Genomic DNA, 22,593 nt, shown 5'->3' with positions numbered 1-22,593 from the left:
GAGAAGACAATGCCCAAGCCCACCAAGGGTGCCCGCCTCGGCGGGTCGGCCAGCCACCAGAAGGCGATGCTGGCGAATCTCGCCACCTCGCTCTTCGAGCACGGCCGCATCACCACCACGGAAGCCAAGGCCAAGCGCCTGCGTCCGTACGCGGAGAAGATCATCACCCACGCCAAGGCCGGCAAGCTGGCCAACCGTCGTGAGGTGCTGAAGGACATCCGTGACAAGGACGTCGTCCACACGCTGTTCGACGAGATCGGCCCGTTCTTCGCCGATCGTCCCGGTGGCTACACCCGCATCATCAAGACGCTGCCGCGCAAGGGCGACAATGCCCCCATGGCCGTGATCGAGCTGGTGCGCGAGACCACCGCCTCGAGCGAGGCAAGCCGCGCGACTCGCGTCGCCGCCTCCAAGAAGGCCGCCGAGGACAAGCTCGACGCCACCGAAGAGGTCGTCGGCGACGACACCGCAGCGGCCACCGACGGCTCGGAGAACGTGGTGGAGGCCGTCGAGGCCGACGCCACCGATGCCGAGGTCGCCAATGCCGAGGCCGTGGCCGAGGCTGTCGACGACGAGTCGACCGCGGCGACCGCTCCCGATGCCGAGGCAGCCGGAGCCGACGTCGACGGTGACAAGAAGTAGTCGACTGACTCGAGAATCGCAGACCGAACCCGTCGGCCCGGATCCCGGTGCCGGCGGGTTCTGTCGTCTCCGCTTCGACATCTCCTACGACGGAACCGACTTCGCCGGGTGGGCACGGCAGATCGGTCAGCGCAGCGTCTGCGAGGAGATCGAGACCCGTTTGTCGACGGTGCTGCGGGTACCGGTGCGGTTGACCGTGGCGGGCCGCACCGACGCCGGTGTCCATGCGTCGGGGCAGGTCGCACACGCCGACGTCCCGCGGTCGGCGCTGGAGACGAGATCGATCGCCGGCGACCCCGCGACGCTCGTCGGGCGTCTCGCGAAGATGTGTCCCGACGATGTCCGGGTGAGGGCGGTGCGCGTTGTCCCGACGGATTTCGACGCCCGGTTCTCGGCGTTACGTCGGCACTATCGCTACCGGCTGACCGATGCGCGGTGGGGTGCCGAGCCGGTGGTCGCACGCACGACCGCCACCTGGCGCCGGCCGCTCGATGTCGACGCACTGAACGCCGCGTCGTCGGAGTTGTTGGGACTCAACGACTTCGCGGCCTTCTGTCGTCGGCGCGAGGGGGCGACGACCATCCGGGATCTGCAACGGTTCGCCTGGGCCCGCGACGCCGACGGTGTGCTCGTCGGTGAGGTCAGCGCCGATGCGTTCTGCTGGTCGATGGTGCGCTCGCTCGTGGGGGCCGTCGCGAGCGTCGGCGACGGCCGGCGCGACATCGCCTGGTGCCGTGGGCTTCTCGAGGAGCGCGAACGCAGCAGTCAGGTGCCCGTCGCCGAGGCCCGCGGGCTGTGCCTGGTCGGCGTCGACTATCCCGCCGACGACGAACTCGCCACACGCAACACGGTGACCCGCGACGTACGCGGCTCCATCGGTTGCTGCGGGGGTTGACGCACGCCGCCCCTGAAATCCGCCCTCTAGGAACCGACCGGCGACGATATGTCGGCCGTGGCTCTCTGGTGGGCGGGCTTCAGGGGCGGTTCTGCTCGATGTGGCGAGCCCGGCTCAGTTGCCGAGTTTGAGACCGTTCTTGTCCCGTACGTTGCCGGTCAGCATCATGATGCCGTCGATCAGCGCCCACACGGCGACACCGAAGACGATGAAGATCCCGACGATGAAGATCGCGGTGATGTAGCCGAGGATGGTCAGGCCGAGCTGGATCGCGCCGGTGGTGTTGTCGCCGATGTAGAAACGGCCGACGCCGAGGCTGCCGAGGAAGATCTGTAGCAGGCCGGCGACCAGCTTGGACTTGTCGGACAGCGGTTCACCGGTGGCCGGGTCCCGGCCGTAGGGCGCGGTCGGGTCGGGTGCGCCGCCGTACCCGTAGCCCGGTGCCGCGGGGTATCCGCCCTGCGGCGCACCGAACTGCTGGGGTGTTCCGTACTGCTGGGGTGCCCCGTATTGCTGGCCCCCGTACTGGGGTGCCCCGTACTGCTGACCCCCGTACTGCTGGTTGCCGTACTGCTGGTCGCCGTACTGGGGACTTTCGAACCCGGGTTGCGATGTTCCGGCCGTACCGAAGTCGGTGTTCCCCGGCTGCCCGGCGGCGGGGTCGGTGCCGTAGGTCGGTGCCGGGTCGGCGGGTGGTGGCTGCTTCACGAACGGATCGTCGGGCTTGTTGCCGGAGTTCTCTGGTGTGGTCATCGGGTGGATCCTCCTCGTGACTTGGGTGGAACGTCGTGCTCGGGTCGAACGGGTGGGCGGGCAGCCGGTCAGGCGACCCGACTCATGCGACGGCGGCCAGTTGGCGTGCGTAGTACACGCGACCGGACACGTCGCTCATCACCCAGGGCGAGGTCGCCGGGATGTTGGTGACGTGCATCGCGCCGCCCGCGCCCCGGACTCGTACCTGGATGTGGCCCGTCGTGCGCCGTTCTTTCATCAACAAGAACAGCAGACTCAGAAAGCAGACCAGAAAGAAGCCGACGAGCGCCAGCACCAGGCCCGTTTGTGACATCTGTTCGGAGGACACGGACATGTCGGTGACCTCCCACTGCGAACCCGCCAGCGGGAACGTGCCCGACGGCGTGACCACGTAGTGCTGCGTGCAGGTGATGTCTCCGATGACCACGAGTGGCGGTTCGGGCAGCGCCGCCGCGCCCGCGTCGGGGTAGGGCCAGCCGTACCCGGGAGAGACACCCGGGCTCGCGAAGTGGTTGGGAGCCGGGTAGTCGGCGGGGGCAGGCACGAATCCAGGACTGGAGTCGTAGGCATTCGGCTGGTGCGGCAACGGACGTGTGCCGTGATCGCCACTACCCGGGTAGGTCATCCAGCAATGGTGGCATACGCGTGTGTGTTTCGGGTCAGGTGGCGTTGCGCTCGTCTTCGAAGGCCTCGAGCACTTCGTCGACCGTGTCGTCGTCGCCGACGAACTGTTCGGGATGGGCGCCCTCGGACATCAGATGCCGCCAGTTGAGGGGGTCGAATTCCACCGGCGCGTGCCGTGAGATGAAGTCGATGACGATCCGGCAGAACCGATCCGGGTCGTCGTGGAACGGGAAATGCCCGGAGCCGGCGAAGGTCTCGAATTCGGAGTGCGGGATCGCCGAATGCGCCAGCTCGCCGTGGTGGTAGGGGATCACGATGTCCTGATCGCCCCACACGAGCAGGACAGGCAGTCGCTCGGTGAGGTAGCAGCGGTCGAGCATCGTCACGGATTGTCCCCGCCAGTCGACGACCGCGCGCAGCGTGCGGAGGAAAGCCGCCGACGCGGTGGGGTCGGCGAGCCCGCCGAGAACCCGCATGAGGTCCTCATGGTCGGCCAGGAGATGCTCGGGTGTCGCCGCAGAGGGAAACACCGACGGCAACGGTGCGGCGACGATCGCCTTCGCGAGCGTCGTGAGACCCGGGACCACACCGGGGACGCGAAGCACCGACAGCACCTGCGGAACGACCGGCAGCGAGAACAGACGCAGGACCGGATTGACGTCGCGGGTGACCCCGCCTGCCGCGACCAGGACGAGTCGCTCGACGAAGCGCGGGAACTGATAGCAGAACTGCATCGCGACGCCGCCGCCCAGCGAGTGGCCGACGACCGTCACCTTGCTGATCCCCAGGACGACGAGGAGGTCACGCATGCCGTTGGCGAAGGCCGGCACCGAGTAGTCGGCGCGAGGCTTGTCGGAGTGCCCGTGCCCGAGGAGATCGGGCGCGATGACGGTGTAGTGCTGCGCCAGGATCGGGATGACCTCGTCCCAGGTCGACGAATTGTCGCCGATACCGTGGATGAGCAGCAGGGCGGGACCGCTGCCCGCGATCCGGTAGGCGCGGCGGTAGCCGTGGATGGTGTGGTACTCGATGCGGACGTCGGTGTCGGACACCGGACGCAGCGTCGGACCGGAAGTCGTGTTCGGGGACGGATCCCGGTGCTTCGTGGGCACTGTCTCTCCCCTCGGTGTCGCTCGTGCGGTTGGCAGATCGCGTGTCGGCGACGGGCCGGTACGTAGCAACGTCCGTTGTACGCCTCAGGGGTCGAGTAAACCGCATCCTCGGCCGTCGTGCGCGTCGGGTCCGGACGCGGTGGTGGTGACGGGGGGTTACCGGGAACTGAATGCTCGGCGACGCGTTGCGCGCCGCGACGCCGCGGGACTTCGACGTACCGGCCACGACACTACTGTTGGATTCGATGAATCCCTTCGACATCGAGTCCTTCGTGGCCACCGGCGGCCTCATCGGTCTCTGCGTGCTGATCTTCGTGGAGACCGGCATCCTCGTCGGGTTCATCTTCCCCGGCGACTCGGTGCTCTTCACCGCAGGTGTGTTCGCCGCGCAGCCCGAGCCGTTCGCACCACTCTGGCTGTTGTGCCTCGCCGTGCCGCTGGCAGCGATCCTCGGCGACCAGTGCGGCTACTTCATCGGACGACGTGTGGGTCGCAGTGTGGTCGAGGGCAAGCTGATGCGCACCATCGGGCCGGAGTACCTCGCGAAGACGAACCACTACTTCGACCGCTTCGGGCCGCTCACCGTGTTCTTCGGCAGGTTCATCGGGATCGTCCGCACGCTGACCCCGCTGGTCGCCGGGTTCAGCGGGATGTCGCACCGGACGTTCACCCTCTTCAGCGTGCTGGGCAGCTTCACCTGGGCCGCCGGGATCATCCTGCTCGGCTACTTCCTCGGCAACGTCCCCCTCATCCGCGACAACATCGAGATATTCATCATCGCCTCGGTGCTCACGATCGTCGTGCCGACGTTCATCCACCTGGCGCGGCGATGGCGGACGGCGCGCCGAGACCGGCGGGCCGGGGCGTCCTGAGACGGCCGGAGTCAGGCGCCGGTCATCGGAGGAACGGCTCCTCCCGAAATCCGGGTCCGCCGGAGAAGTCGTCGGCGATGGTCGCTGCCAGTTCGACGAACGACCGCTTGGTCGGCTTCGACATCAGTTCCAGATCGACATCCGCGCCCTCGGCGAGATGGTCGTCGAACGGGATCTTGTGGACGGCGCGGCATCGCGTGAGGAAGTGCTGGCCCAGCTGATCGGTGTCGATGGTCGACGAACCGGGTCGCGACGAACTCAGGACGACGACGGCGCGAGAGACGAGGTGTCCGAACCCGTGCGCCTCCAGCCAGTCGAGGGTTGCCCCCGCGCTGCGAGCACCATCGAGAGCCGGTGAGCTGACGAGGATGATCGTGTTCGCGAGGTCGAGGACGCCGTTCATCGCCGAGTGGCTCAGGCCGGTACCGCAGTCGGTGATGATGATGTTGTAGAAGCGCTGCAACACGGTGATGACGCCGCGGTACTCCTCCTCGTTGAACGCCTCTGCCATCGCCGGGTCTCGTTCGGAGGCAAGGACTTCGAGACGGCTCGGTGCCTGCGAGGTGTGTGCCCGGACATCGGAGTACCGGTAGACGTTCTCGTCGGCGAGCAGGTCGCGGACCGTCGACCGGGTCTGCTGCGGAATCCGCTGTGCGAGAGTGCCGAGATCGGGATTGGCGTCGACGGCGATCACGCGGTCACCGCGCAACGACGCGAAGGTCGAGCCGAGACCGACTGTGGTCGTCGTCTTGCCGACGCCGCCCTTCAGGGACAGCACGGCGATGCGGTAGTCCCCGCGAACCGGTCGGTTCACCCGCTCGAGCAGTTGCTGGAATTCGATGTCGCCCTGCGACTCACCGGGATTGATGGCACCGGCCGACAGCGTGTGCACCGCCCGGCGCCACCCGCGGCTCGGTGCGCGACGAGCCTTGCGGATCAGGGCCACCTCGTCGAGCGACGGGCCTCCGGGAGGCGGCCCGTATCCGTGCTGCATCGGCTGTCCGGGAAAGGCAGGCGCGGGGCCTGGTCCCACCGGCACGGGACCGGCGTGCGGCGGCGGTTGATGACCGACCGGGGTCGGCACCGACTGGTGAGCCGGCCCCGGATCGCCGGGATGCGGGGCGGGCGGGGCGGGCACGGGTGAACCGGGTGGAGCGAAACGTGGGTCGACGTGGTGCGGCGACATTCCGGGCGTCGGTGCCGGGCCGGTGAACTGGTCTGGGCCGAACTGGTCTGGGCCGAACTGGTTTGGGCCGAAGTGATCCGATCTGGGGCCCGGGGGTACGTGAGGCGGCCACGGGGGAGCGGTGGGATTGGTGGCCGGTGGGACCTCGGGACGGAACTCCGGCGGAACGGTCCCGTTGGCCGGACGGGGATCGGTGGGCGCACCACCGGGGTGCATCGACGGGCCGAATGCGCCGGTCGGCGGTGGCGGGGACACGGGCTGATCGGACATCGGCGGTACGCGATCGGTGTCGACGTCTGGATGTGGAGGTGCCGGCCGGCCGGCCGGCGATCCGCTGCCATTCGGAGGAGCAGACGCCTGGAACTGTGGCGGCGGGCCGGGATCGGCGGGCGGCGGCGCGAACTGCAGCCACGGCGGCGGGGCCGGCGCATCGGCATTCGGGCCCTCGGGCCCTGTTCGGTCGGGCCTCGTGGAGTTCTCGTACGTCATCGGGGAATCCTCTGGTCAAGCGGCCGGGCGCCGATCGCGTAGCTGCGAGTTCGGCGAGGCGAGCAGCGAATCCACCCCGTTTGTCGATCAACCCCGGCTGCGTCCTGCGGGAGTCTACCGAAGGCCGCGGTCCAGGTCCGGACGACATCCACAGACCGTCTCACCGCACACGTTTGGCATCCCGCATCGCTGGTGTGGTGGCGTTCACGCGAGTATGGCAGTATCAGGCACTCCACACATGTGCGCAGCGGGGTGCGCGGTTCTTCACGGATCCGCATGTGGGAGGTGTGGTTCCATCGAACGAGAATTCGATGGAACCGAAAGGGGCCCCGGCTGCGTCTTATTCGGCGTGAAGGGGGTGCAGCTTTCCATGACCTACTCCGATGATCCTCGGGATTCCGTCGACGGTGACGCCGGCGACCCGTGGGCCGTGATGCACGAGTTCACGACCGCACGGTCCCGATCCGGCGGCCTCGGCGTCCGGACCACGGCACAGGGGTTGCCCGTTGCGGTCCGTATCGAGCCGTCCGAGCTCGACAAGGACCCGGCGCTGCTCGCCGGTGACATCCTTCGGCTGTGTCAGCAGGCGGCGATGTCCGCCGGTATCCGACTTCGGGAGAACCTCCTGGCGTCCGGCATCGACCGTGACCTCGTGCAGGAGATGCAGCTGCCGCGTCCGGACGATCTCGCGCGAGCCGAATGGCGCGACGACGAGGAAGCCGACGCACCCGCGTCGTGGTTGCAGCGATGAACTGGGCAATGGACGAACTCGAGGCGCGCGCGCAGCGTCAGCTCGACGGCCTGCACGATTACCAGGAGAAGTTGCGTGCCATCACGGTGCGTGAGACGTCCGCCGACGGACTGGTCACCGCGGAGGTGGACGGAAAGGGCGCGCTCGTCGATCTGCGATTCGCCCACGGCGCCAACGAACTCGGCGCGAGCCGCCTCGCCGACCAGGTTGTGACGACCGCCGCCCTGGCCGCGCAGAAGGTCTACGCCCGGATCGCCGCGGTGACCGAGGAGTTCAACGAATCGTTCGGCGACATGCTGGCCGCTCGTCCGGCCGAATGACGGACCCGGCCGATACAAGATCGTTCCATCAGACTGACAACCACGAGGGGGTTCGAGAATGACGAACGTCAAGGTGACGCCGGAGGTGCTCGAGGGCTTCGCCGCCACGAATGCCGCGATGGCGACCGCCGTCGGTACCGCGGGGTCCATCGACGCCGCGGCCAACACCGCGGCGATGGTTCCCGTCTTCGGACTCATCGGTCAGGAGTTCCTCGCCGCGTTCATCGCGGCGCAGGCCAGTCACCTGATGTCGGTGGGACAACTCGCCGCCGTACACGCCGCCACGGCCGCGTCGACTGCCGCGGGCCTCGCCGAGTTCGAGGGCACTGACGCCTCGAGCGCCGCGGCGATCCGCTCGGTGCTGTGACGGTCCCACCGCCGATGCCGGCACCACTGCCGGGTATCCCGGATGTGCCGGCGCTGAATCACATGACGGTCCAACAGATGATCGAGGCGACGCCCCTCGGGCCGATCCTGGACCGAACCGTCGCCGACGTGCTCGGCGGGATGGGGCTGCCGCCGCTTCCTGTCCTGCCGCCGCTGCCGCCGATGCCGGGCCTGCCTCCGCTGCAACCGCCGAATCTCGACATGTTCATCAAACCCATGACCGATCTGCTGGGCGGATTCGGCACGGGTGATCTCTCCGGCGGGGGCTTCGATCCGACGATCATCTTCGAGAGCCTCACCAAGGTGCTCGAGACATCGATGACGATGGGGCAGAGTGCCCTCAAGCTCGCCGATCAGCTGTGGACCGGGCAGGGCGCGGTCAGCGCCGGCGCCAAGACCGCCGAGGCAGGGGCCAACAGCTCGGCTCTGGCGACGCAGGGATCGGGGATCTCGCTGGACACCAAGACCGCCGCCGCGATCGTCGCCAAGGGACTCGCGGTGGTGCAGGGGATCATTGCGGCCACCATCGCGAAGATCACCAGTATGGCGGTCCCGATGATGATGACACCGGCAGTCGGTGCGGGCTTCGCGGCCGCGGCCGGATTCGCCTCCATCGGACTGTCTCAGGCGACCGCCGCGGTCGCAGTCACACGGGCGGAGCTACTCGGCCCGACAACCGCGATGGCGGTGAACGGGGCGCCGGTCGCGGTCACCGGTGCACCCACCGCCGGCGCCGGACAATCGCCGTTCACGCTGGCGAGCTCGATTCTCGACGTCGTGTCGCCGGCCATGTCCACGGCCACCGAACTGCCGACGTCCCTGATGCAACCGATCAGCAAGATGCTGAACGTCGACCACGAGTCGCCCGCCGTTGTCCCGGCAGCGCTGACACCGAAAGCCAAGGGCGGCGGTGGTGGCGGTGGGGGAGGCGGTGGCGGTGGTGGCGGCGGCGTCGGCGGCGTCGGCGGAGTCATGACGCCGCTCAGCGCTTCCCGCCCGACCGTCCCGACGAACTTCTCGCTCTCCGAACCCGCGCTCGGCGGCGCGTCGAGCGCCCGGCCGATGACTTCGACGCCCGCGGCGATGCCGATGGGCGGTGCCCCGATGGGCGCGGCCGGAGCCCGCGGCGCGGGCGCGTCGGACGATCAGCACGCCGTACCCGACTATCTCGTGACCGAGGACAACGGCCGCCGCGTGGTCGGCGACTCGCCGGAGGTCGCGCCGGCGGTCATCGGCTACGAGGAAGCTGCCGAGAGCGATCCGAGTCCGGACATCGAACTCCGACTGGGTGTGCCCGGTCCGAAACGAAACGAGGAAGTATGAGTAGCTCGCAACTCCGCGTCGAACCCGCCGAATTGATCTCGGCGGCAAGCGACCTCGACCGGATCGCGGATCGTCTGGAACTGGCGCTCACCGGCGCCGGCCACTCGCTGACGGTCGCGGCGCAGGGCCGCGACGAGGTGTCGGCCGCGGCCGCGGCGAGTTTCAGTGCGGTTGCCGCGAGTTTCGAAAAGGACACCTCGACCGGCGTTCTCGAGATGCGGAAGATCGCGGCCGTGCTGCGTGCACAGGCTGCCGGCTTCATCGAGGGCGACGCCGAGGCGTCGGACGCCTTCCGAGTGGCGCTGTAGGCGTCGTTCGAACCACCCGCTCAGCAACGTCGCTCGCCACCGACATCGCACCGGCGCCCGAAGGGAGGCACTCGTGATCGGTTTCACCGGAGTCAACTGGGACGCACGTCCGACCGAACAACTGGCCGCCGACCTCGGTGCCGGCCCCGGCCCCGCACCGTTGGCGGAGGCCGGTATGGCGTGGGCGGCCCTCGCGACCGAGATCGGGGAGGCCGGGGTCGAATTCACCGCCGTACTGGCACGCCTCGGCGTGCACTGGCAGTCCGCGCACTCCAGTGCGGCATTCGAGAAGCTCACACGGCTGGCACCGTGGTTTGCCGAAGTCGCGTCCGAGGCGGTCGAGAATGCCGCGCGTGCTGAATCCCAGGCCGCGGCAATCACCGTCGCGCGGCTGAACATGCCCGACCTCGCCGAGGTCGACGTCGTCGAGAAGCTCCACACGATTGCCACCACGGCCACCGCGATCGCTCCCATCATCGCCGGGGCAGCCGCCCAGGCCGAGCGTGCGGTCGCGCACCAACGTATGCGCGCCGCACGCGTGATGCAGACCTATGAGAGTGCCGCCGAACCGGTTGCCACGCCATGGAAATCGGCGCGGCCGGCACCGGGGCTCGTGTCCGGTGACGCACTCGCGGCCGAACAGGCGGCGGCGACGCGCGAGTCGGCACCACCTCCGGCTCCGGTGTCCACCGCGCCGCCGATCGCCGCGATGCCCGTGGGCGTCGGGGGAGTGTTCACACCACCGCCCGAGAAGCTGAGGTACGCACCGACGATCGTGGCCGGCGTCCAACCGCAGGTGGCCACGACGACTCCCGGGGGCGCACCGGTAACGTCGGCACCCGGCTCGGGTCCCGGCGTGCCACCGCCCGTGGCCCCGGGCGTCGCGACCGCGGACCGCGGGGCGGTCGTCCGCACGATCAGCGCGGACGCCGCTGATCTCGACTCGCCTGACGAGTCGACGTCCTCGGCGACCGAATCCACCGAACAGGGGGCCACGTGGGCCGACCTGGCCACGTCGGATCGCCCTGCCGCGCACTATGTCTCGGCCCCGGACAGAGACGACCACGCCGACGTCGATCCGCGATATCTGTCGGAGACACTGATGCTCGGCGCCCCGGGTGAACACCGATGATGCCCGTGACGTACGACGCCGGGATGGCGTTCGACGCCGCGATTCTGCGTCGGCTCGGCGAACGTTTCGGAGTCCAGACCTGGCCGGTCGTCCTCGACCTCGGCGACCTCGGCGAGATTCCCGGCGCCGACACGGAATCCGGCGCACTCGCCGAAGCCGAAGCCGAAGCCGACGCAGACGCAGACGCGACGATCGCGTCGCTCGACCTCGTCGAGCACGGTGAACCGACCCCGTGGGCCTCCACGGTGCTGCGCGTGCTGGCACAACCGCAGCGCGAGATCGAGATCCGTTCCTACTCCGACGGGTTCGTCCGACGAATCTGTCTGGCGCGCAACGGTCACGACCACGTACTCGCGGCGCGGACCGGCTCTCGCGTCGACGTCACGGTCGTCGATGTCCCGGACGTCGACGCGCTCGCGACTGCCGTTCGAGCGCAATTCGCCTCATCCGGATCCGACGAGGCGTCGCCGGCCGACTTCACAGCCTTCTCGGCTCCGTCCGACGAGGTCATCGACAGGCTCGGACGGTGCCGGACCGGCGTCGAGACGACCGACGCCCTGCACGCGCTGGGCGCCAACCCGGCCGACGCCGCCATCGTGTCGGCCGCCTTCGCGTCCTGCCGGACGCGCACCGAGATCGTCGCCTCGATGAACGAGGATGGACGATTCGCTCAATCTTCTGGAGCTGTGGCAATTTTCGACACCGAACGGGGTCGAATCGTGTCCAGTCCCAGCAAGTCCCCGGACGGTCGGGTGTGGACCACCTTCTCGCCGGGAACGGGTCATCGAATCGCACAGGCGATCAGCCTGTTGATAGAGACCCTGCCCGACGGGAAATGGATGCCATGATCCGCATCGGGGGATTCCGCGGAACAGACCGCCGCGGGAATCAACTGTCAGGGGTATCTGTGTCACGGATACCAACGGGGGCATCGCCAAACGGTGCCGTTACACAGGAGGAGCACTCATGCTGAACTTGCCCGGAGCAGGCGGCGGCGCCGGCGTCACCGTGAACGTCGCGGACGGACAGGCCACCGCGGCCAAGGTAGGCAGTCTTGTCGAGGACATGAAGGCTGTCATCAACCAGATCGCCCAGCACGCCGGCAATGCGACGCCGACATGGCAGGGCTCGGCCGGTGTCGCGTTCGACGGTACGCACACCGACTGGAACAAGGCCGCGCTGACGATGAACCAGCTGCTGGAACAGATCAAGACCCAGCTCACCAACGGCTTCGCCGGGTACGAGGACCAGGACGCGGCGGCGGCGCGCGGACTGAACACCAGCGTCTGACACCGGCCCGCATCCCGCACTTCACGTTCTGCGAAAGGAACCACCATGAACGGCTCGATCAACTACGACTTCGCCGCTCTCGGCGATCTCAGTGGCGGCCTCCGGGCTGCCTTCACCCGGCTCGAGGACCTCAACACCCAGCTGAAGGCGCAGGTCGCCGCACTCGACGGGAACTGGAACTCGCAGCAGGCGAAAGCCGCCTACGTCGACGCGCAGGGCGCATTCGATCGGATCTTCACCCAGTCCCGTGACTCGCTGACCTCGCTCGAGCATGGTGTCACCAACGCCAGCCGCGTCATGCAGGACACCGACGCCGCGATCGGCACGGGTTTCCGCGGTCTCGTCTGATCGACGGACCATCCCACCGTTCGACGCCGGACGGGGACCCCTCAGTGCTCGATGCCGTGGGGTCCCCGTTCGCATCGGTACCCGTCCGGTTCGGCGGCGTGCCGCCCCGCCGGGCTGTCCGGGGAGTTTCCGGTGACGGGTTTCCGGTACCGGGTCGATGGGAACAGAACCCCACTGCCGTCAGACACGCATTCGCGGATGCGCTTCGTTCCGAACATCGTTCGGATAGCGTAGGTACCCGCTTCGTGCGCGTTCGTCGCGAGGACCGCGGCGGGCAGTGACCCTGTTCCCGCCGGACCATGGGAGGACCCGATGACCAGCCCGTTCAGGCGCGTCAAGTCGGTCGAGCAATCGATCACCGACACCGACGAACCAGACACCAAACTCCGTAAAGACCTCACCTCGTGGGATCTCACCGTTTTCGGTGTGGCCGTCGTGGTCGGTGCCGGAATCTTCACCCTCACCGCGCGCACCGCGGGCAACCTGGCCGGACCGTCGGTCTCGCTCGCGTTCGTCCTCGCTGCGATCGCGTGCGCGCTCGCAGCGCTCTGCTACGCCGAGTTCGCCTCGACCGTGCCAGTGGCCGGCAGTGCGTACACCTTCACGTTCGCGACGTTCGGCGAGTTCATCGCGTGGATCATCGGCTGGGACCTCATTCTGGAGTTCGCCCTGGCCGCCTCGGTGGTCGCCAAGGGATGGTCGCTCTACCTCGGGAACATCATCGGCACGTCGGCGTCGATACAGATCAGCGATTCGATCAGTTTCGACTGGGGTGCGGTCCTGCTGATCGCGGTCCTGACAGTGCTGCTGGCCCTGGGTACCAAGTTGTCGTCGCGAGTGTCGCTGGTCATCACCACGATCAAGGTGTTCGTCGTGCTCCTGGTGATCGTCGTCGGCGCCTTCTACATCTCCGCGGAGAACTACGACCCCTTCGTCCCGCCTGCTGCCCCGCCCGCCGAGGGTGAGGCGGGTCTGCATCAGACGCTGTTCTCGGCGCTCACCGGTGCCGAGGGAAGCACATTCGGGTGGTACGGCCTTCTCGCCGCCGCGTCGCTCGTGTTCTTCGCCTTCATCGGTTTCGACGTCGTGGCCACCACCGCGGAGGAGACCAAGAACCCGCAGAAGGCAATGCCGCGTGGCATCCTCGGGTCGCTGGCGATCGTGACCGTTCTGTATGTGGGCGTCAGCCTCGTCGTGTCGGGCATGGTGCCCTACCCGGAGTTGGCCGACCAGACGGATCCGGCGACCGGGGAGGTGACCGGTTCGACCCTGACCACCGCCTTCGAGTACCACGGCGTGACGTGGGCGGGCTGGGTCATCGATTTCGGTGCCCTCGCCGGTCTGACAACGGTGGTGATGGTGCTGATGCTCGGTCAGACCCGCGTCGGATTCGCCATGGCACGCGACGGATTGCTGCCCCGGTCGCTCGCGCACACCGGCAAGCGGGGGACACCGGTGCGGTTCACCATCCTCGTCGGCGTCGTGTCGGGTGTGCTGGCGGCCTTCTTCCCGATGGGGACCTTGGAAGAGATGGTCAACATCGGCACGCTCTTCGCGTTCGTGTTGGTGAGTGTCGGAGTGATCGTGCTGCGCCGGACGCGGCCCGATCTCGAGCGCGGCTTCCGCGTACCGCTCGTTCCGCTGGTGCCGATCCTGTCGATCCTCGCGTGCCTGTGGCTGATGCTGAATCTCTCGGTGGAGACCTGGATTCGATTCGTGGTGTGGATGGTCCTCGGTGTGGTCCTGTATTTCGCCTACGGGTACCGCAAGTCGGTCTTCGCGCGACGCGAACGCGGCGAGCTCATCGGGCAGACCGCCGGGTCTGCCGGCGGGGAGCCCGCCGCCGAGGACAGTCCGTCCCGCGACGCCTGAGCTCCGACGCCCCTGCCCCTCGGAACCGCCAGGTCGTTCCGATAGCCTGGATCGAACGCATACGCGCCTGCATCGCCGGGCGCCCGACGCGAACGACAAGGGGATCAGATGACGACTGCTCAGGACGAGCTGAAGGCCGACAGCCGCAACGGAATCGACTACAAGGTGGCCGACCTGTCCCTCGCGGACTTCGGCCGCAAGGAGATCGAGCTCGCCGAGCACGAGATGCCCGGACTCATGGCACTGCGTCGCGAGTACGCAGACGTGTTGCCGCTGAAGGGTGCTCGCATCTCCGGCTCGCTGCACATGACCGTGCAGACCGCCGTTCTCATCGAGACCCTGACCGCGCTCGGTGCGGAGGTCCGCTGGGCGTCGTGCAACATCTTCTCCACCCAGGACCACGCCGCCGCGGCGATCGTGGTCGGCCCCAACGGCACCCCGGAGGAGCCGAAGGGTGTACCGGTCTTCGCCTGGAAGGGCGAGACTCTGGAGGAGTACTGGTGGGCGGCCGAGGAGATGCTGACCTGGCCCGGTGAGCCGGCGAACATGATCCTCGACGACGGCGGTGACGCGACGATGCTCGTGCTGCGCGGCGCCGAGTTCGAGAAGGCCGGCGTGGTCCCGCCCGCGGAAGACGATCATCCGGCCGAGTACAAGGTGTTCCTCGAACTGCTGCGCAAGCGATTCGAGACCGACAAGGGCAAGTGGACCGCGATCTCCGAATCGGTCCAGGGAGTCACCGAGGAGACCACCACAGGCGTCCTGCGGTTGTACCAGTTCGCCGCTGCCGGCGACCTCGCGTTCCCCGCGATCAACGTCAACGACTCGGTCACCAAGTCGAAGTTCGACAACAAGTACGGCACCCGTCACTCGCTGATCGACGGCATCAACCGCGGCACCGATGTCCTCATCGGCGGCAAGAAGGTGCTGATCTGCGGCTACGGCGACGTGGGCAAGGGATGCGCCGAGTCGCTCGCCGGCCAGGGCGCCCGTGTCCAGGTCACCGAGATCGACCCGATCAACGCGCTGCAGGCGCTCATGGACGGCTTCGACGTCGTCACCGTCGAGGATGCGATCGGCAACGCCGACATCGTCATCACCTCGACCGGCAACCTCGGCATCATCACCCTCGAGCACATGCGAGCGATGAAGCACCAGGCGATCCTCGGCAACATCGGTCACTTCGACAACGAGATCGACATGGCCGGACTCGAGCGGTCGGGCGCCAAGCGCATCACCGTCAAGCCGCAGGTCGATCAGTGGATCTTCGAGAACGGCAAGTCGATCATCGTGCTGTCCGAGGGGCGACTGCTCAACCTCGGCAACGCGACCGGCCATCCGTCGTTCGTGATGAGCAACAGCTTCTCGAACCAGGTCATCGCCCAGATCGAGCTGTGGACCAAGAACGACGAATACGACAACGAGGTCTACCGACTGCCCAAGCATCTCGACGAGAAGGTCGCGCGGATCCACGTCGAGGCGCTCGGCGGCAAGCTCACCAAGCTCACCAAGGAGCAGGCCGAGTACATCAACGTCGACGTCGAGGGTCCGTACAAGCCCGAGCACTACCGCTACTGATCCAGTAGATAGAAAGGGGAGCCCCACCGTGCCGGTGGGGCTCCCTTTTTCGGTTCGGTGCCGACAACCGAGGCGGCGATCGAGGTGCCGGTGATCAGGTACCGATGATTCAGGCGCCGATGTCGGGTTCGGCGTCGGGGCAGTAGATCCACGAACCCTGCTCCTTGAGGAACCGCTCCCGCGACTTCTCCGAAGCCGTTCTCTCCGTGCCCTTCTCGAGGTGGGATACGACCTCGGACTGGGCGACGTCGCCGTCGAAGACCGTGTCGAGGAACCCGTCGAGGACGATGTCTCCGCCGTCCGAGGGTGGTGCACCGGTGATCCGGTCCCGAGACTGGGTGCACACCGCGGCGCGCATTCGGCCGACGTCGCGCGCGTTGCGGGCGGTGATGTAGGCGAGGAGGGCCGCGCGGATCTCCGTCAGCGCGGCGGAATCGGCCGACTCCGGCTCCGACCCGGTCCCGCTCGGGGACGGGTCGCTCGACGTCGAGGTCGGGTCCGACGACCGGGTCGACGCACCGGCGACCACGGAGTCGTCCGACGACGACCTGGTCACGACGACCGTCACCACCAGTGCGATCACCGCCACCACCGCGACGCCGCCGAGCACCCACGCGACGATCACGCCGGTGTTGCGGGGAGGCCGCGGCGGAGGCCCGGGCGGGCCCCCGAAGCCAGGGCCCCCGGGCCCGTGCGGGCCGTACTGTCCGGGGACGAACGGGGGACGGCCATACGAGGCGCCGGGAGGCGGCACCGGTCCGCGGCCGGGTGGGCCGTACCCACCGGGTCCCGGTGGGCCGGGGTGGCGACGTCCGAATCCCTGCTGACCCGGACCCTGCTGACCTGAACCCTGCTGACCCGGCCCCTGCCGCCCGGGGCCTCGCGGACCGTACGGCGGCGGTCCGCCACCGGGTGGAGGTGGCTGATAGGTCATCGAACGCCTTCCGAGATCGTTGGCCCAAGGCTATCGAAACGGTGCGGCGAGAGCATCGAACGTGTCATTCGGTCGGTGCCGTCCGGCCGGTGCCGAGATCATCGGCCAAGTCGTCGATGTTCTCTCCGTCGAACCGGTACCAGGGCGACATCCAGGCGGAGTCGGCGAGCTCGCGGTAGACGGCGTCGACGCGGCGCTGGAGTGCGTCGTCGCGTTCGTAGGCGTCCCGGGCGCGAGTGGCGTCCTGCTCGGCGCGCGCCGCGGCGCGGCTCATCGCCACCTCCGGTGAGACGCCGAGCAGCACCTGGCGGTCGGGGACGGGCATGCCGAATCGCCCGAACTCCAGATCGACGACCCAGCGCACCACCTCACCGCCGGCGTCCTGCCCGAGCCGCGCCGCGTTGTAGGCGGCGTTGGAAGCGACATAGCGGTCGAGGATCACGATGTCGTGGGTCTCGGTGGCGGCACGGATGTCGTCGGCCGCGCCCGCCCGGTCGAGGGCGAACAGCAAGGCCATCGCGTACACGCTGTCGCGGAGGTCACCGTGCGAACCGTGGAGGGCTTCGGCGGCGATGTCGGCGGTCGCGGACCGGCCGTAGCGCGGAAAGGTGAATGTCGCGACCCGCAGTCCGGCCGTCGACCACCGGTCGATCAGACCGGTGACCAGAGTGTTCTTGCCGGCGCCGTCGAGTCCTTCGACGGCTATCAAATGACCCACGCGGGGGAGTCTAGGTGCGAGTGACCAATCGGGTCAGAAGGCCGGTCCCGGCGCGTCGATCACCACGGTTTCATCACGGTGATGTCACCATTGACAACATGAAGCCCCGCATCCTTGTCGTCGACGACGACGCCGCGCTCGCCGAGATGCTGACGATCGTGCTGCGCGGAGAGGGTTTCGAGCCCTTCGTGGTGGGCGACGGGACGCAGGCCCTGACCGCCGTCCGGGAGATCCGTCCGGACCTCGTGCTCCTCGACCTCATGCTGCCCGGCATGAACGGCATCGACGTGTGCCGGGTGCTGCGCGCCGATTCCGGTGTGCCGATCGTGATGCTGACCGCGAAATCCGACACCGTCGACGTCGTGCTGGGCCTCGAGTCCGGCGCCGACGACTACATGGTGAAGCCGTTCAAGCCGAAGGAACTGGTGGCCCGGGTGCGCGCTCGACTGCGCCGGACCGACGAGGAACCAGCCGAATTGCTGTCCATCGGACCGGTGGAGATCGACGTGCCCGCGCACAAGGTCACCCGCGACGGTGTGCCGATCTCGCTGACCCCTCTCGAGTTCGACCTGCTCGTCGCCCTCGCCCGCAAACCGCGGCAGGTGTTCACGCGCGATGTCCTCTTGGAACAGGTGTGGGGATACCGGCATCCGGCGGACACTAGACTCGTCAACGTGCATGTCCAGCGGTTACGCGCCAAGGTCGAAACCGACCCGGAGAACCCCGAGGTCGTCCTGACGGTGAGGGGGGTCGGCTACAAGGCCGGCCCGCCGTGATCGGGCGATCTCGACGACGGGTCAACAGCACTCTCGGACGCTTCACCCGCACCGCCGGCGCTGTCGGACGTGCCTTCGGGCACATCTGGCGGCGCTCGCTGCAGTTGCGGGTCGTCGTGTCCACGTTGGTGCTGTCGGTCGTCGTGCTCCTGGTACTCGGATTCGTGTTGGTCTCTCAGATCACCGACCGGTTGCTCGACGTGAAGCTGGCGGCGGCGACCGAGGAGATCGACCGCGCCCGCATATCCGTGGAGCGTGATCTCTCGAGCGGCGCGGGGAACATGTCGGTACAGAACCGCCTGCGCCAGACTCGATCACTGCTCACCGACCGGGATGCCGACACCGGCCAGGCGTCGGGCACTGTCGGCGCGTTCGACACCGTGCTGCTGGTGCCGGGCGGCTCGGACAACGGCGTCGCCAGCGGCGTCGGGCCGACCGCGGAGGTGCCGTCGAACCTGCGCGACATGGTGCGCGGCGGGCAGGTGGCCTATCAGTACACCCAGGTTCCCGACGGCACCGGCGGGCGGGCGCCCGCGCTGATCGTCGGCACGCCGACCAATGCGTCGGTCCCGGGCTTGGAGCTGTATCTGGTGTTCCCGCTGACCGCCGAGCAGAACACCCTCGACCTCGTCCGCGGGACCCTGCTGACGGGCGGCATCGTGCTGCTCGGGCTCCTCGCCGCGATCGCCTGGCTGGTCTCGCGGCAGGTCGTCATCCCGGTGCGTTCGGCCTCCCGGATCGCGGTGCGCTTCGCCGACGGGCGGCTCAAGGAACGAATGCCGGTTCGCGGCGAGGACGACATGGCACGCCTGGCCATGTCGTTCAACGACATGGCCGAGAGCCTGTCCAAGCAGATCACCCACCTCGAGGAGTTCGGCGGTCTGCAGCGCCAGTTCACCTCCGACGTCAGTCACGAGCTGCGCACCCCGCTGACGACGGTGCGGATGGCCTCCGACGTGCTCTACGAGGGCCGAGACGAACTCGACCCGGTCCGTAAGCGCTCGGTGGAGCTGCTCGACAAGGAACTCGATCGATTCGAGACGCTGCTCAACGAGCTGCTCGAGATCTCCCGCCACGACGCCGGTATGGCCGAACTGGCCGCCGAGCGAATGGACATGGCGATCCCGATCGACGGTGCGTTGGCCACGGTCGGCCATCTCGCCGAGGAGACCGGCACCGAGCTCATCCTCGACCTCCCGGCCGAACCGGTCCTGGCCGAGATCGACCCGCGTCGCGTCGAGCGCATCCTGCGCAACCTACTTGCCAACGCCATCGACCACGGTGAGCGGAAACCGGTCACGCTCACCATGCGTTCGGATGGTGACGCGGTGGCGATCACCGTGCGCGACCAGGGCATCGGCCTGCGTCCGGGGGAGGAGAAGCTGGTGTTCAACCGATTCTGGCGTTCCGACCCGTCCCGGTTCCGACGCTCGGGCGGTACCGGGCTCGGGTTGGCCATCAGCATCGAGGACGCCCGCCTGCATCAGGGTCGGCTCGAGGCGTGGGGCGAGCCGGGCAAGGGTGCGTGCTTCCGGTTGACCCTGCCGCTCGTGCGGGGTCACAAGGTCCTCGGCTCGCCGTTGCCCCTGAAGTCGGTGGGCACTGTGCAACGCACGTCCACCCCGAAGACCACCGGGCGCGCTCCGGCGGGGCCAGGAGTGGGTGCCGAATGACCCGGTCATCGCGCGGAGTTCTCGCGGTGGCACTGGCCGTCGCGGCCCTGCTCCTGGTCGCCGCATGCGGTGCGATCCCCAACGACTCCTCACCGCAGCCCATCAAGTCGTTCGAGCGGGAGGGCGCGACCAACGCGGTCCCGGTGCCCCAGTCCGACATGGATCCCGAGGCGCTGGTCCGGGCCTTCCTCAAGTCCACCGTCGACCCCGAGTCGGCGCATCGCGCCGCACGGGCGTTTCTCACCCCGGTCGCGTCCCAGCAGTGGGACGACCGCGGGGACGCGCTGATCGTCGACGAGATCAACACGTTCGTCGACCAGCGCAACGAGGACTCGGTGCGGATGCGGTTGATCGGCGACAACGTCGGGACCCTCAAGTCCGACGGCCAGCTGCTGCCCGCCTCGGGGCGCGTGGAGACCAGCATCAGCCTCACCCGCTCGGGAGACCAGTGGCGGATCGACGGACCGCTGCCGACCGGCACGATGATCGACCGCGACCAGTTCGACAACACCTATCGCCCGGTGTCGCTGTACTTCAGCGACCGCACGGGGCGCCGGCTGGTGCCCGACCCGCGCTGGCTCTACGCCGGACAGGCCACCGACCCGACCGTCCTGGTGAACCGGCTGATCGCCGGTCCCGCAACGGATCTCGCGGCGGCCGTGGACAGCGGCTTCCCCAACGACGCCGCACTGCGGGGCCCGGTGGTGGGCCTGGCCGGCGGCGGGGTGCGGGTGGACCTCGACGGTATCGGGAGCGCGCCGGCCCGCGACCGGACCGTGCTCGCGGCACAGATCATCTGGACCCTTGACGGCGCGGACATCTCCGGGCCGTATGTCATCGACGCCGACGGCGCCCCGCTGGCCGCCGAGCGCGCCTCGGGCTGGCAGACCGCCGACGTGCGCGCCTTCGACCCGAACTCCGTGCCGACGACCGACGTCGGACTCAACATCGTCGCCGGCGGGGCCCTGCGCGCGGTGACCGACACCGCGACCGTGGCCGTCCAGGGACCGTTGGGGGCCGCACGCGACGTGCGTTCGGCGACCATCTCCGACACCGGCGTACGGGTTGCCGCGGTCCGTGGCCCGTCCGGTCCCGACCGCAGGCTCGAGCTGGTGATCGGCGACTACGGCGGCGACGTCGGGCCGATCGTCGGTGGCTCCTCCATCACCCGGCCGTCGTTCGGTTCCGACGAGAACACCGTCTGGGTCGTCGTCGACGGCAGGCCGGTTCAGTGGCAACGCGACGACGACGGCACCCAGACGGTGCCCGTCGAGGCGTCGTCGATCCCGACGGTGGCGCGCGGGGCGATCACCGAGATGCAGGTGGCACCGGACGGTGTGCGCGCCGCGCTGGTGGTCGGCGGCCAGATCGTCTTCGCCGTCCTGTCGACCAACGCCGAGGGCCAGGTGTCGCTGACGAGCCCGCGGATCGCGGCCTACAACATCGGCAATCGCGCGGTCTCGGTGGACTGGGCGTCGCCGACGACGCTGATGATCGCGCGGGAGGCGCCGGAATCGCCGGTCGTGCAGCTGTCGATCGACGGCACCCCGGCGGTGGGCCTGCTGAGCGGGAACGTGTCGCCGCCGGTGCGCGCGGTGGTCGCCAACACGTCCACGATCTACGTGGGCGATCAACGTGGGGTGCTCCGGCTCGGCAGCAGCAACGGACAACCAGACCAGTACTGGACCGAGGTCGAGCCGGCGATGATCGAGGGCGCGATCCCGGTCCTGCCCTGAGGCGCAGGTCGCCCCTAGCGCGGATCCATGTCAGGTGGCGCTCCTGTCGCGCCGACGCGAGTCAGGCCGCCGCCAGCACGACGACGGCCACGACGTCGAACCCGTTCTCGGACAGCACGCGCACGGACTCGGCCGCGGTCGCGCCGGTGGTCAGCACGTCGTCGACCAGGATGGCGGCGGCCCCGCGGGTGGGTGCGACGCCCGCGCGCAGTCGCACGGCGCCGCGGAGATTGCGGGCACGCTCCCGGGCGTCGAGTCCGGCGGAGTCCCGTGCCGTCGCCGAGGTCCTCAGCAGCGGTGCCACCTGTACGCGTCGGCCGAGCGCCGGTGCCGCATGCGTCGCCACCGAGGTGACCGGGTCTCCACCGCGGCGTCGGGCGGTCATGCGGCGCGTCGGGGCCGGGATCAACAGCATCCGGTCGGCGTCGGGCAGCTCACCCCAGCCGGCGAGCACGCGGATACCGCGTGCGAGTGCGGCGCCGAGTGGCCGCGCGAGATCGCGCCGGTCGTGTTCCTTGATCGCGATGATCGCCTGCCGGTGCGGACCGCGGTACCGGCCCAGCGCCCACACCGCGACGCCCGCCTCCACCCGCGGATGGGCGGCGACCGGCACGTCGGACAACGCCGCCTCGCACCGCCGACACCACCCGGATCCCGGGCGTCCGCACCCGCCGCAGAGCACGGGGAACACCAGATCGGCACCCGCGTCGAAGACCTCCCGCCGCCATGTCACGCGCCGACGGTAGAACACCTCGCAACGGTGTGACGGGATCCCGGCTCGGGTGTGGACAACCGGCGCCGGGGCTCGGCCGGAGCACGAAACCGTCGCCGATCCGGATCGACTGAGACCCGGCGACCCCGATCGTCCCGACAT

General features: G+C 68.7%; 24 protein-coding genes. 17 read left to right on the top strand and 7 right to left on the bottom strand.

Features of this window, described 5'->3' with window-relative positions:
* Positions 1-9: 9 nt before the first annotated feature.
* Positions 10-642 carry a 50S ribosomal protein L17 gene (rplQ, locus tag AC3B6C_RS00585; protein ID WP_010842197.1) on the top strand — a complete coding sequence of 211 codons (633 nt, stop codon included), beginning with the start codon at positions 10-12 and terminating at the stop codon, positions 640-642.
* Positions 599-1,537, top strand: a complete 939-nt coding sequence (truA, locus tag AC3B6C_RS00580) for a tRNA pseudouridine(38-40) synthase TruA (protein ID WP_488374558.1) — start codon at positions 599-601, stop codon at positions 1,535-1,537. Before rplQ ends, truA begins: the two co-directional genes overlap by 44 nt.
* 114 nt (positions 1,538-1,651) lie before the next feature.
* Here the strand turns inward: truA and AC3B6C_RS00575 are convergent, their stop codons facing one another.
* The 3 genes from AC3B6C_RS00575 to AC3B6C_RS00565 form a co-directional block, all read right to left on the bottom strand.
* A complete protein-coding gene (locus tag AC3B6C_RS00575; protein ID WP_488374557.1) occupies positions 1,652-2,290 on the bottom strand; it encodes a TM2 domain-containing protein in 639 nt (212 codons plus the stop codon).
* Positions 2,291-2,372: 82 nt separating this feature from the next.
* Positions 2,373-2,915 (bottom strand): hypothetical protein, encoded by a 543-nt coding sequence (locus AC3B6C_RS00570; RefSeq protein ID WP_488374555.1) that lies wholly within the window; start codon positions 2,913-2,915, stop codon positions 2,373-2,375.
* A 34-nt stretch (positions 2,916-2,949) separates the two neighbouring features.
* Positions 2,950-4,026, bottom strand: coding sequence for an alpha/beta fold hydrolase (locus tag AC3B6C_RS00565; RefSeq protein WP_488374554.1), 1,077 nt, complete (start codon positions 4,024-4,026; stop codon positions 2,950-2,952).
* 245 nt (positions 4,027-4,271) lie between these two features.
* Here AC3B6C_RS00565 and AC3B6C_RS00560 point away from each other — a divergent pair, with 245 nt between their 5' ends.
* Entirely contained in the window at positions 4,272-4,898 is a 627-nt protein-coding gene (locus tag AC3B6C_RS00560; protein WP_044508128.1) for a DedA family protein, read from the top strand.
* A 22-nt stretch (positions 4,899-4,920) separates the two neighbouring features.
* Here the strand turns inward: AC3B6C_RS00560 and AC3B6C_RS00555 are convergent, their stop codons facing one another.
* Entirely contained in the window at positions 4,921-6,573 is a 1,653-nt protein-coding gene (locus AC3B6C_RS00555) for a MinD/ParA family ATP-binding protein (protein WP_488374553.1), read from the bottom strand.
* A 370-nt stretch (positions 6,574-6,943) separates the two neighbouring features.
* Between AC3B6C_RS00555 and AC3B6C_RS00550 the strand changes: the two genes are divergently transcribed.
* The 11 genes from AC3B6C_RS00550 (at position 6,944) to ahcY (ending at position 15,882) form a co-directional block, all read left to right on the top strand.
* Positions 6,944-7,324, top strand: a complete 381-nt coding sequence (locus tag AC3B6C_RS00550; RefSeq protein ID WP_010842187.1) for a hypothetical protein — start codon at positions 6,944-6,946, stop codon at positions 7,322-7,324.
* 8 nt (positions 7,325-7,332) lie between these two features.
* A complete protein-coding gene (locus AC3B6C_RS00545; RefSeq protein WP_014927796.1) occupies positions 7,333-7,644 on the top strand; it encodes a YbaB/EbfC family nucleoid-associated protein in 312 nt (103 codons plus the stop codon).
* 58 nt (positions 7,645-7,702) lie between these two features.
* On the top strand, positions 7,703-8,011 hold the full coding sequence (locus tag AC3B6C_RS00540) for a type VII secretion target (protein ID WP_014927795.1): 309 nt from the start codon (positions 7,703-7,705) through the stop codon (positions 8,009-8,011).
* A 14-nt stretch (positions 8,012-8,025) separates the two neighbouring features.
* A complete protein-coding gene (locus tag AC3B6C_RS00535) occupies positions 8,026-9,354 on the top strand; it encodes a hypothetical protein (RefSeq protein ID WP_488374552.1) in 1,329 nt (442 codons plus the stop codon).
* Positions 9,351-9,662: a PE domain-containing protein gene (locus AC3B6C_RS00530; protein ID WP_488374551.1), complete on the top strand. Its 312-nt coding sequence runs from the start codon at positions 9,351-9,353 to the stop codon at positions 9,660-9,662. Before AC3B6C_RS00535 ends, AC3B6C_RS00530 begins: the two co-directional genes overlap by 4 nt.
* 73 nt (positions 9,663-9,735) lie before the next feature.
* Complete coding sequence (locus tag AC3B6C_RS00525) at positions 9,736-10,794, top strand: PPE domain-containing protein (protein ID WP_488374549.1); 1,059 nt, start codon at positions 9,736-9,738, stop codon at positions 10,792-10,794.
* Complete coding sequence (locus AC3B6C_RS00520; RefSeq protein ID WP_488374548.1) at positions 10,791-11,642, top strand: ESX secretion-associated protein EspG; 852 nt, start codon at positions 10,791-10,793, stop codon at positions 11,640-11,642. Before AC3B6C_RS00525 ends, AC3B6C_RS00520 begins: the two co-directional genes overlap by 4 nt.
* Before the next feature lie 118 nt (positions 11,643-11,760).
* Positions 11,761-12,084 (top strand): WXG100 family type VII secretion target, encoded by a 324-nt coding sequence (locus AC3B6C_RS00515; protein ID WP_014927790.1) that lies wholly within the window; start codon positions 11,761-11,763, stop codon positions 12,082-12,084.
* A gap of 45 nt (positions 12,085-12,129) precedes the next feature.
* Entirely contained in the window at positions 12,130-12,432 is a 303-nt protein-coding gene (locus AC3B6C_RS00510) for a WXG100 family type VII secretion target (RefSeq protein ID WP_010842179.1), read from the top strand.
* Positions 12,433-12,744: 312 nt separating this feature from the next.
* A complete protein-coding gene (locus tag AC3B6C_RS00505) occupies positions 12,745-14,304 on the top strand; it encodes an amino acid permease (protein WP_488374547.1) in 1,560 nt (519 codons plus the stop codon).
* A 108-nt stretch (positions 14,305-14,412) separates the two neighbouring features.
* Complete coding sequence (gene ahcY / locus AC3B6C_RS00500; protein WP_010842176.1) at positions 14,413-15,882, top strand: adenosylhomocysteinase; 1,470 nt, start codon at positions 14,413-14,415, stop codon at positions 15,880-15,882.
* A gap of 109 nt (positions 15,883-15,991) precedes the next feature.
* On the opposite strand, the gene AC3B6C_RS00495 is transcribed toward ahcY, so the two are convergent.
* Both AC3B6C_RS00495 and AC3B6C_RS00490 read right to left on the bottom strand, forming a co-directional pair.
* Positions 15,992-16,816, bottom strand: a complete 825-nt coding sequence (locus tag AC3B6C_RS00495; protein ID WP_488374546.1) for a hypothetical protein — start codon at positions 16,814-16,816, stop codon at positions 15,992-15,994.
* 64 nt (positions 16,817-16,880) lie between these two features.
* Positions 16,881-17,534 carry a dTMP kinase gene (locus tag AC3B6C_RS00490; RefSeq protein ID WP_488374544.1) on the bottom strand — a complete coding sequence of 218 codons (654 nt, stop codon included), beginning with the start codon at positions 17,532-17,534 and terminating at the stop codon, positions 16,881-16,883.
* 89 nt (positions 17,535-17,623) lie between these two features.
* Between AC3B6C_RS00490 and mtrA the strand changes: the two genes are divergently transcribed.
* From mtrA to lpqB, 3 genes are read left to right on the top strand one after another with little or no spacing between them, the layout of a single operon-like run.
* Positions 17,624-18,310, top strand: a complete 687-nt coding sequence (gene mtrA / locus AC3B6C_RS00485; protein WP_091344371.1) for an MtrAB system response regulator MtrA — start codon at positions 17,624-17,626, stop codon at positions 18,308-18,310.
* Positions 18,307-19,983 carry an MtrAB system histidine kinase MtrB gene (mtrB, locus tag AC3B6C_RS00480; RefSeq protein ID WP_055475595.1) on the top strand — a complete coding sequence of 559 codons (1,677 nt, stop codon included), beginning with the start codon at positions 18,307-18,309 and terminating at the stop codon, positions 19,981-19,983. Before mtrA ends, mtrB begins: the two co-directional genes overlap by 4 nt.
* Positions 19,980-21,719 carry an MtrAB system accessory lipoprotein LpqB gene (lpqB, locus tag AC3B6C_RS00475; RefSeq protein ID WP_055475594.1) on the top strand — a complete coding sequence of 580 codons (1,740 nt, stop codon included), beginning with the start codon at positions 19,980-19,982 and terminating at the stop codon, positions 21,717-21,719. Before mtrB ends, lpqB begins: the two co-directional genes overlap by 4 nt.
* A gap of 61 nt (positions 21,720-21,780) precedes the next feature.
* Here the strand turns inward: lpqB and AC3B6C_RS00470 are convergent, their stop codons facing one another.
* Positions 21,781-22,452 carry a ComF family protein gene (locus AC3B6C_RS00470; RefSeq protein WP_488358103.1) on the bottom strand — a complete coding sequence of 224 codons (672 nt, stop codon included), beginning with the start codon at positions 22,450-22,452 and terminating at the stop codon, positions 21,781-21,783.
* Positions 22,453-22,593: the final 141 nt, after the last annotated feature.

Source organism: Gordonia sp. 11cp (assembly GCF_057767225.1).
Note: the sequence above shows the minus strand (reverse complement) of the source record. Positions and strands in the feature narration are given on the sequence as shown.

What these genes read in the sequence shown, in the direction of transcription:
- ahcY (WP_010842176.1), top strand. Translation starts at nt 14,413, where the DNA reads ATGACGACTGCTCAGGACGAGCTGAAGGCCGACAGCCGCAACGGAATC.
- AC3B6C_RS00495 (WP_488374546.1), bottom strand. Translation starts at nt 16,816, where the DNA reads ATGACCTATCAGCCACCTCCACCCGGTGGCGGACCGCCGCCGTACGGT.
- AC3B6C_RS00515 (WP_014927790.1), top strand. Translation starts at nt 11,761, where the DNA reads ATGCTGAACTTGCCCGGAGCAGGCGGCGGCGCCGGCGTCACCGTGAAC.
- AC3B6C_RS00545 (WP_014927796.1), top strand. Translation starts at nt 7,333, where the DNA reads ATGGACGAACTCGAGGCGCGCGCGCAGCGTCAGCTCGACGGCCTGCAC.
- AC3B6C_RS00520 (WP_488374548.1), top strand. Translation starts at nt 10,791, where the DNA reads ATGATGCCCGTGACGTACGACGCCGGGATGGCGTTCGACGCCGCGATT.
- AC3B6C_RS00530 (WP_488374551.1), top strand. Translation starts at nt 9,351, where the DNA reads ATGAGTAGCTCGCAACTCCGCGTCGAACCCGCCGAATTGATCTCGGCG.
- AC3B6C_RS00535 (WP_488374552.1), top strand. Translation starts at nt 8,026, where the DNA reads ATGCCGGCACCACTGCCGGGTATCCCGGATGTGCCGGCGCTGAATCAC.
- AC3B6C_RS00570 (WP_488374555.1), bottom strand. Translation starts at nt 2,915, where the DNA reads ATGACCTACCCGGGTAGTGGCGATCACGGCACACGTCCGTTGCCGCAC.
- AC3B6C_RS00575 (WP_488374557.1), bottom strand. Translation starts at nt 2,290, where the DNA reads ATGACCACACCAGAGAACTCCGGCAACAAGCCCGACGATCCGTTCGTG.
- truA (WP_488374558.1), top strand. Translation starts at nt 599, where the DNA reads ATGCCGAGGCAGCCGGAGCCGACGTCGACGGTGACAAGAAGTAGTCGA.
- AC3B6C_RS00555 (WP_488374553.1), bottom strand. Translation starts at nt 6,573, where the DNA reads ATGACGTACGAGAACTCCACGAGGCCCGACCGAACAGGGCCCGAGGGC.
- AC3B6C_RS00550 (WP_010842187.1), top strand. Translation starts at nt 6,944, where the DNA reads ATGACCTACTCCGATGATCCTCGGGATTCCGTCGACGGTGACGCCGGC.
- AC3B6C_RS00505 (WP_488374547.1), top strand. Translation starts at nt 12,745, where the DNA reads ATGACCAGCCCGTTCAGGCGCGTCAAGTCGGTCGAGCAATCGATCACC.
- AC3B6C_RS00560 (WP_044508128.1), top strand. Translation starts at nt 4,272, where the DNA reads ATGAATCCCTTCGACATCGAGTCCTTCGTGGCCACCGGCGGCCTCATC.
- AC3B6C_RS00510 (WP_010842179.1), top strand. Translation starts at nt 12,130, where the DNA reads ATGAACGGCTCGATCAACTACGACTTCGCCGCTCTCGGCGATCTCAGT.
- lpqB (WP_055475594.1), top strand. Translation starts at nt 19,980, where the DNA reads ATGACCCGGTCATCGCGCGGAGTTCTCGCGGTGGCACTGGCCGTCGCG.
- AC3B6C_RS00540 (WP_014927795.1), top strand. Translation starts at nt 7,703, where the DNA reads ATGACGAACGTCAAGGTGACGCCGGAGGTGCTCGAGGGCTTCGCCGCC.
- rplQ (WP_010842197.1), top strand. Translation starts at nt 10, where the DNA reads ATGCCCAAGCCCACCAAGGGTGCCCGCCTCGGCGGGTCGGCCAGCCAC.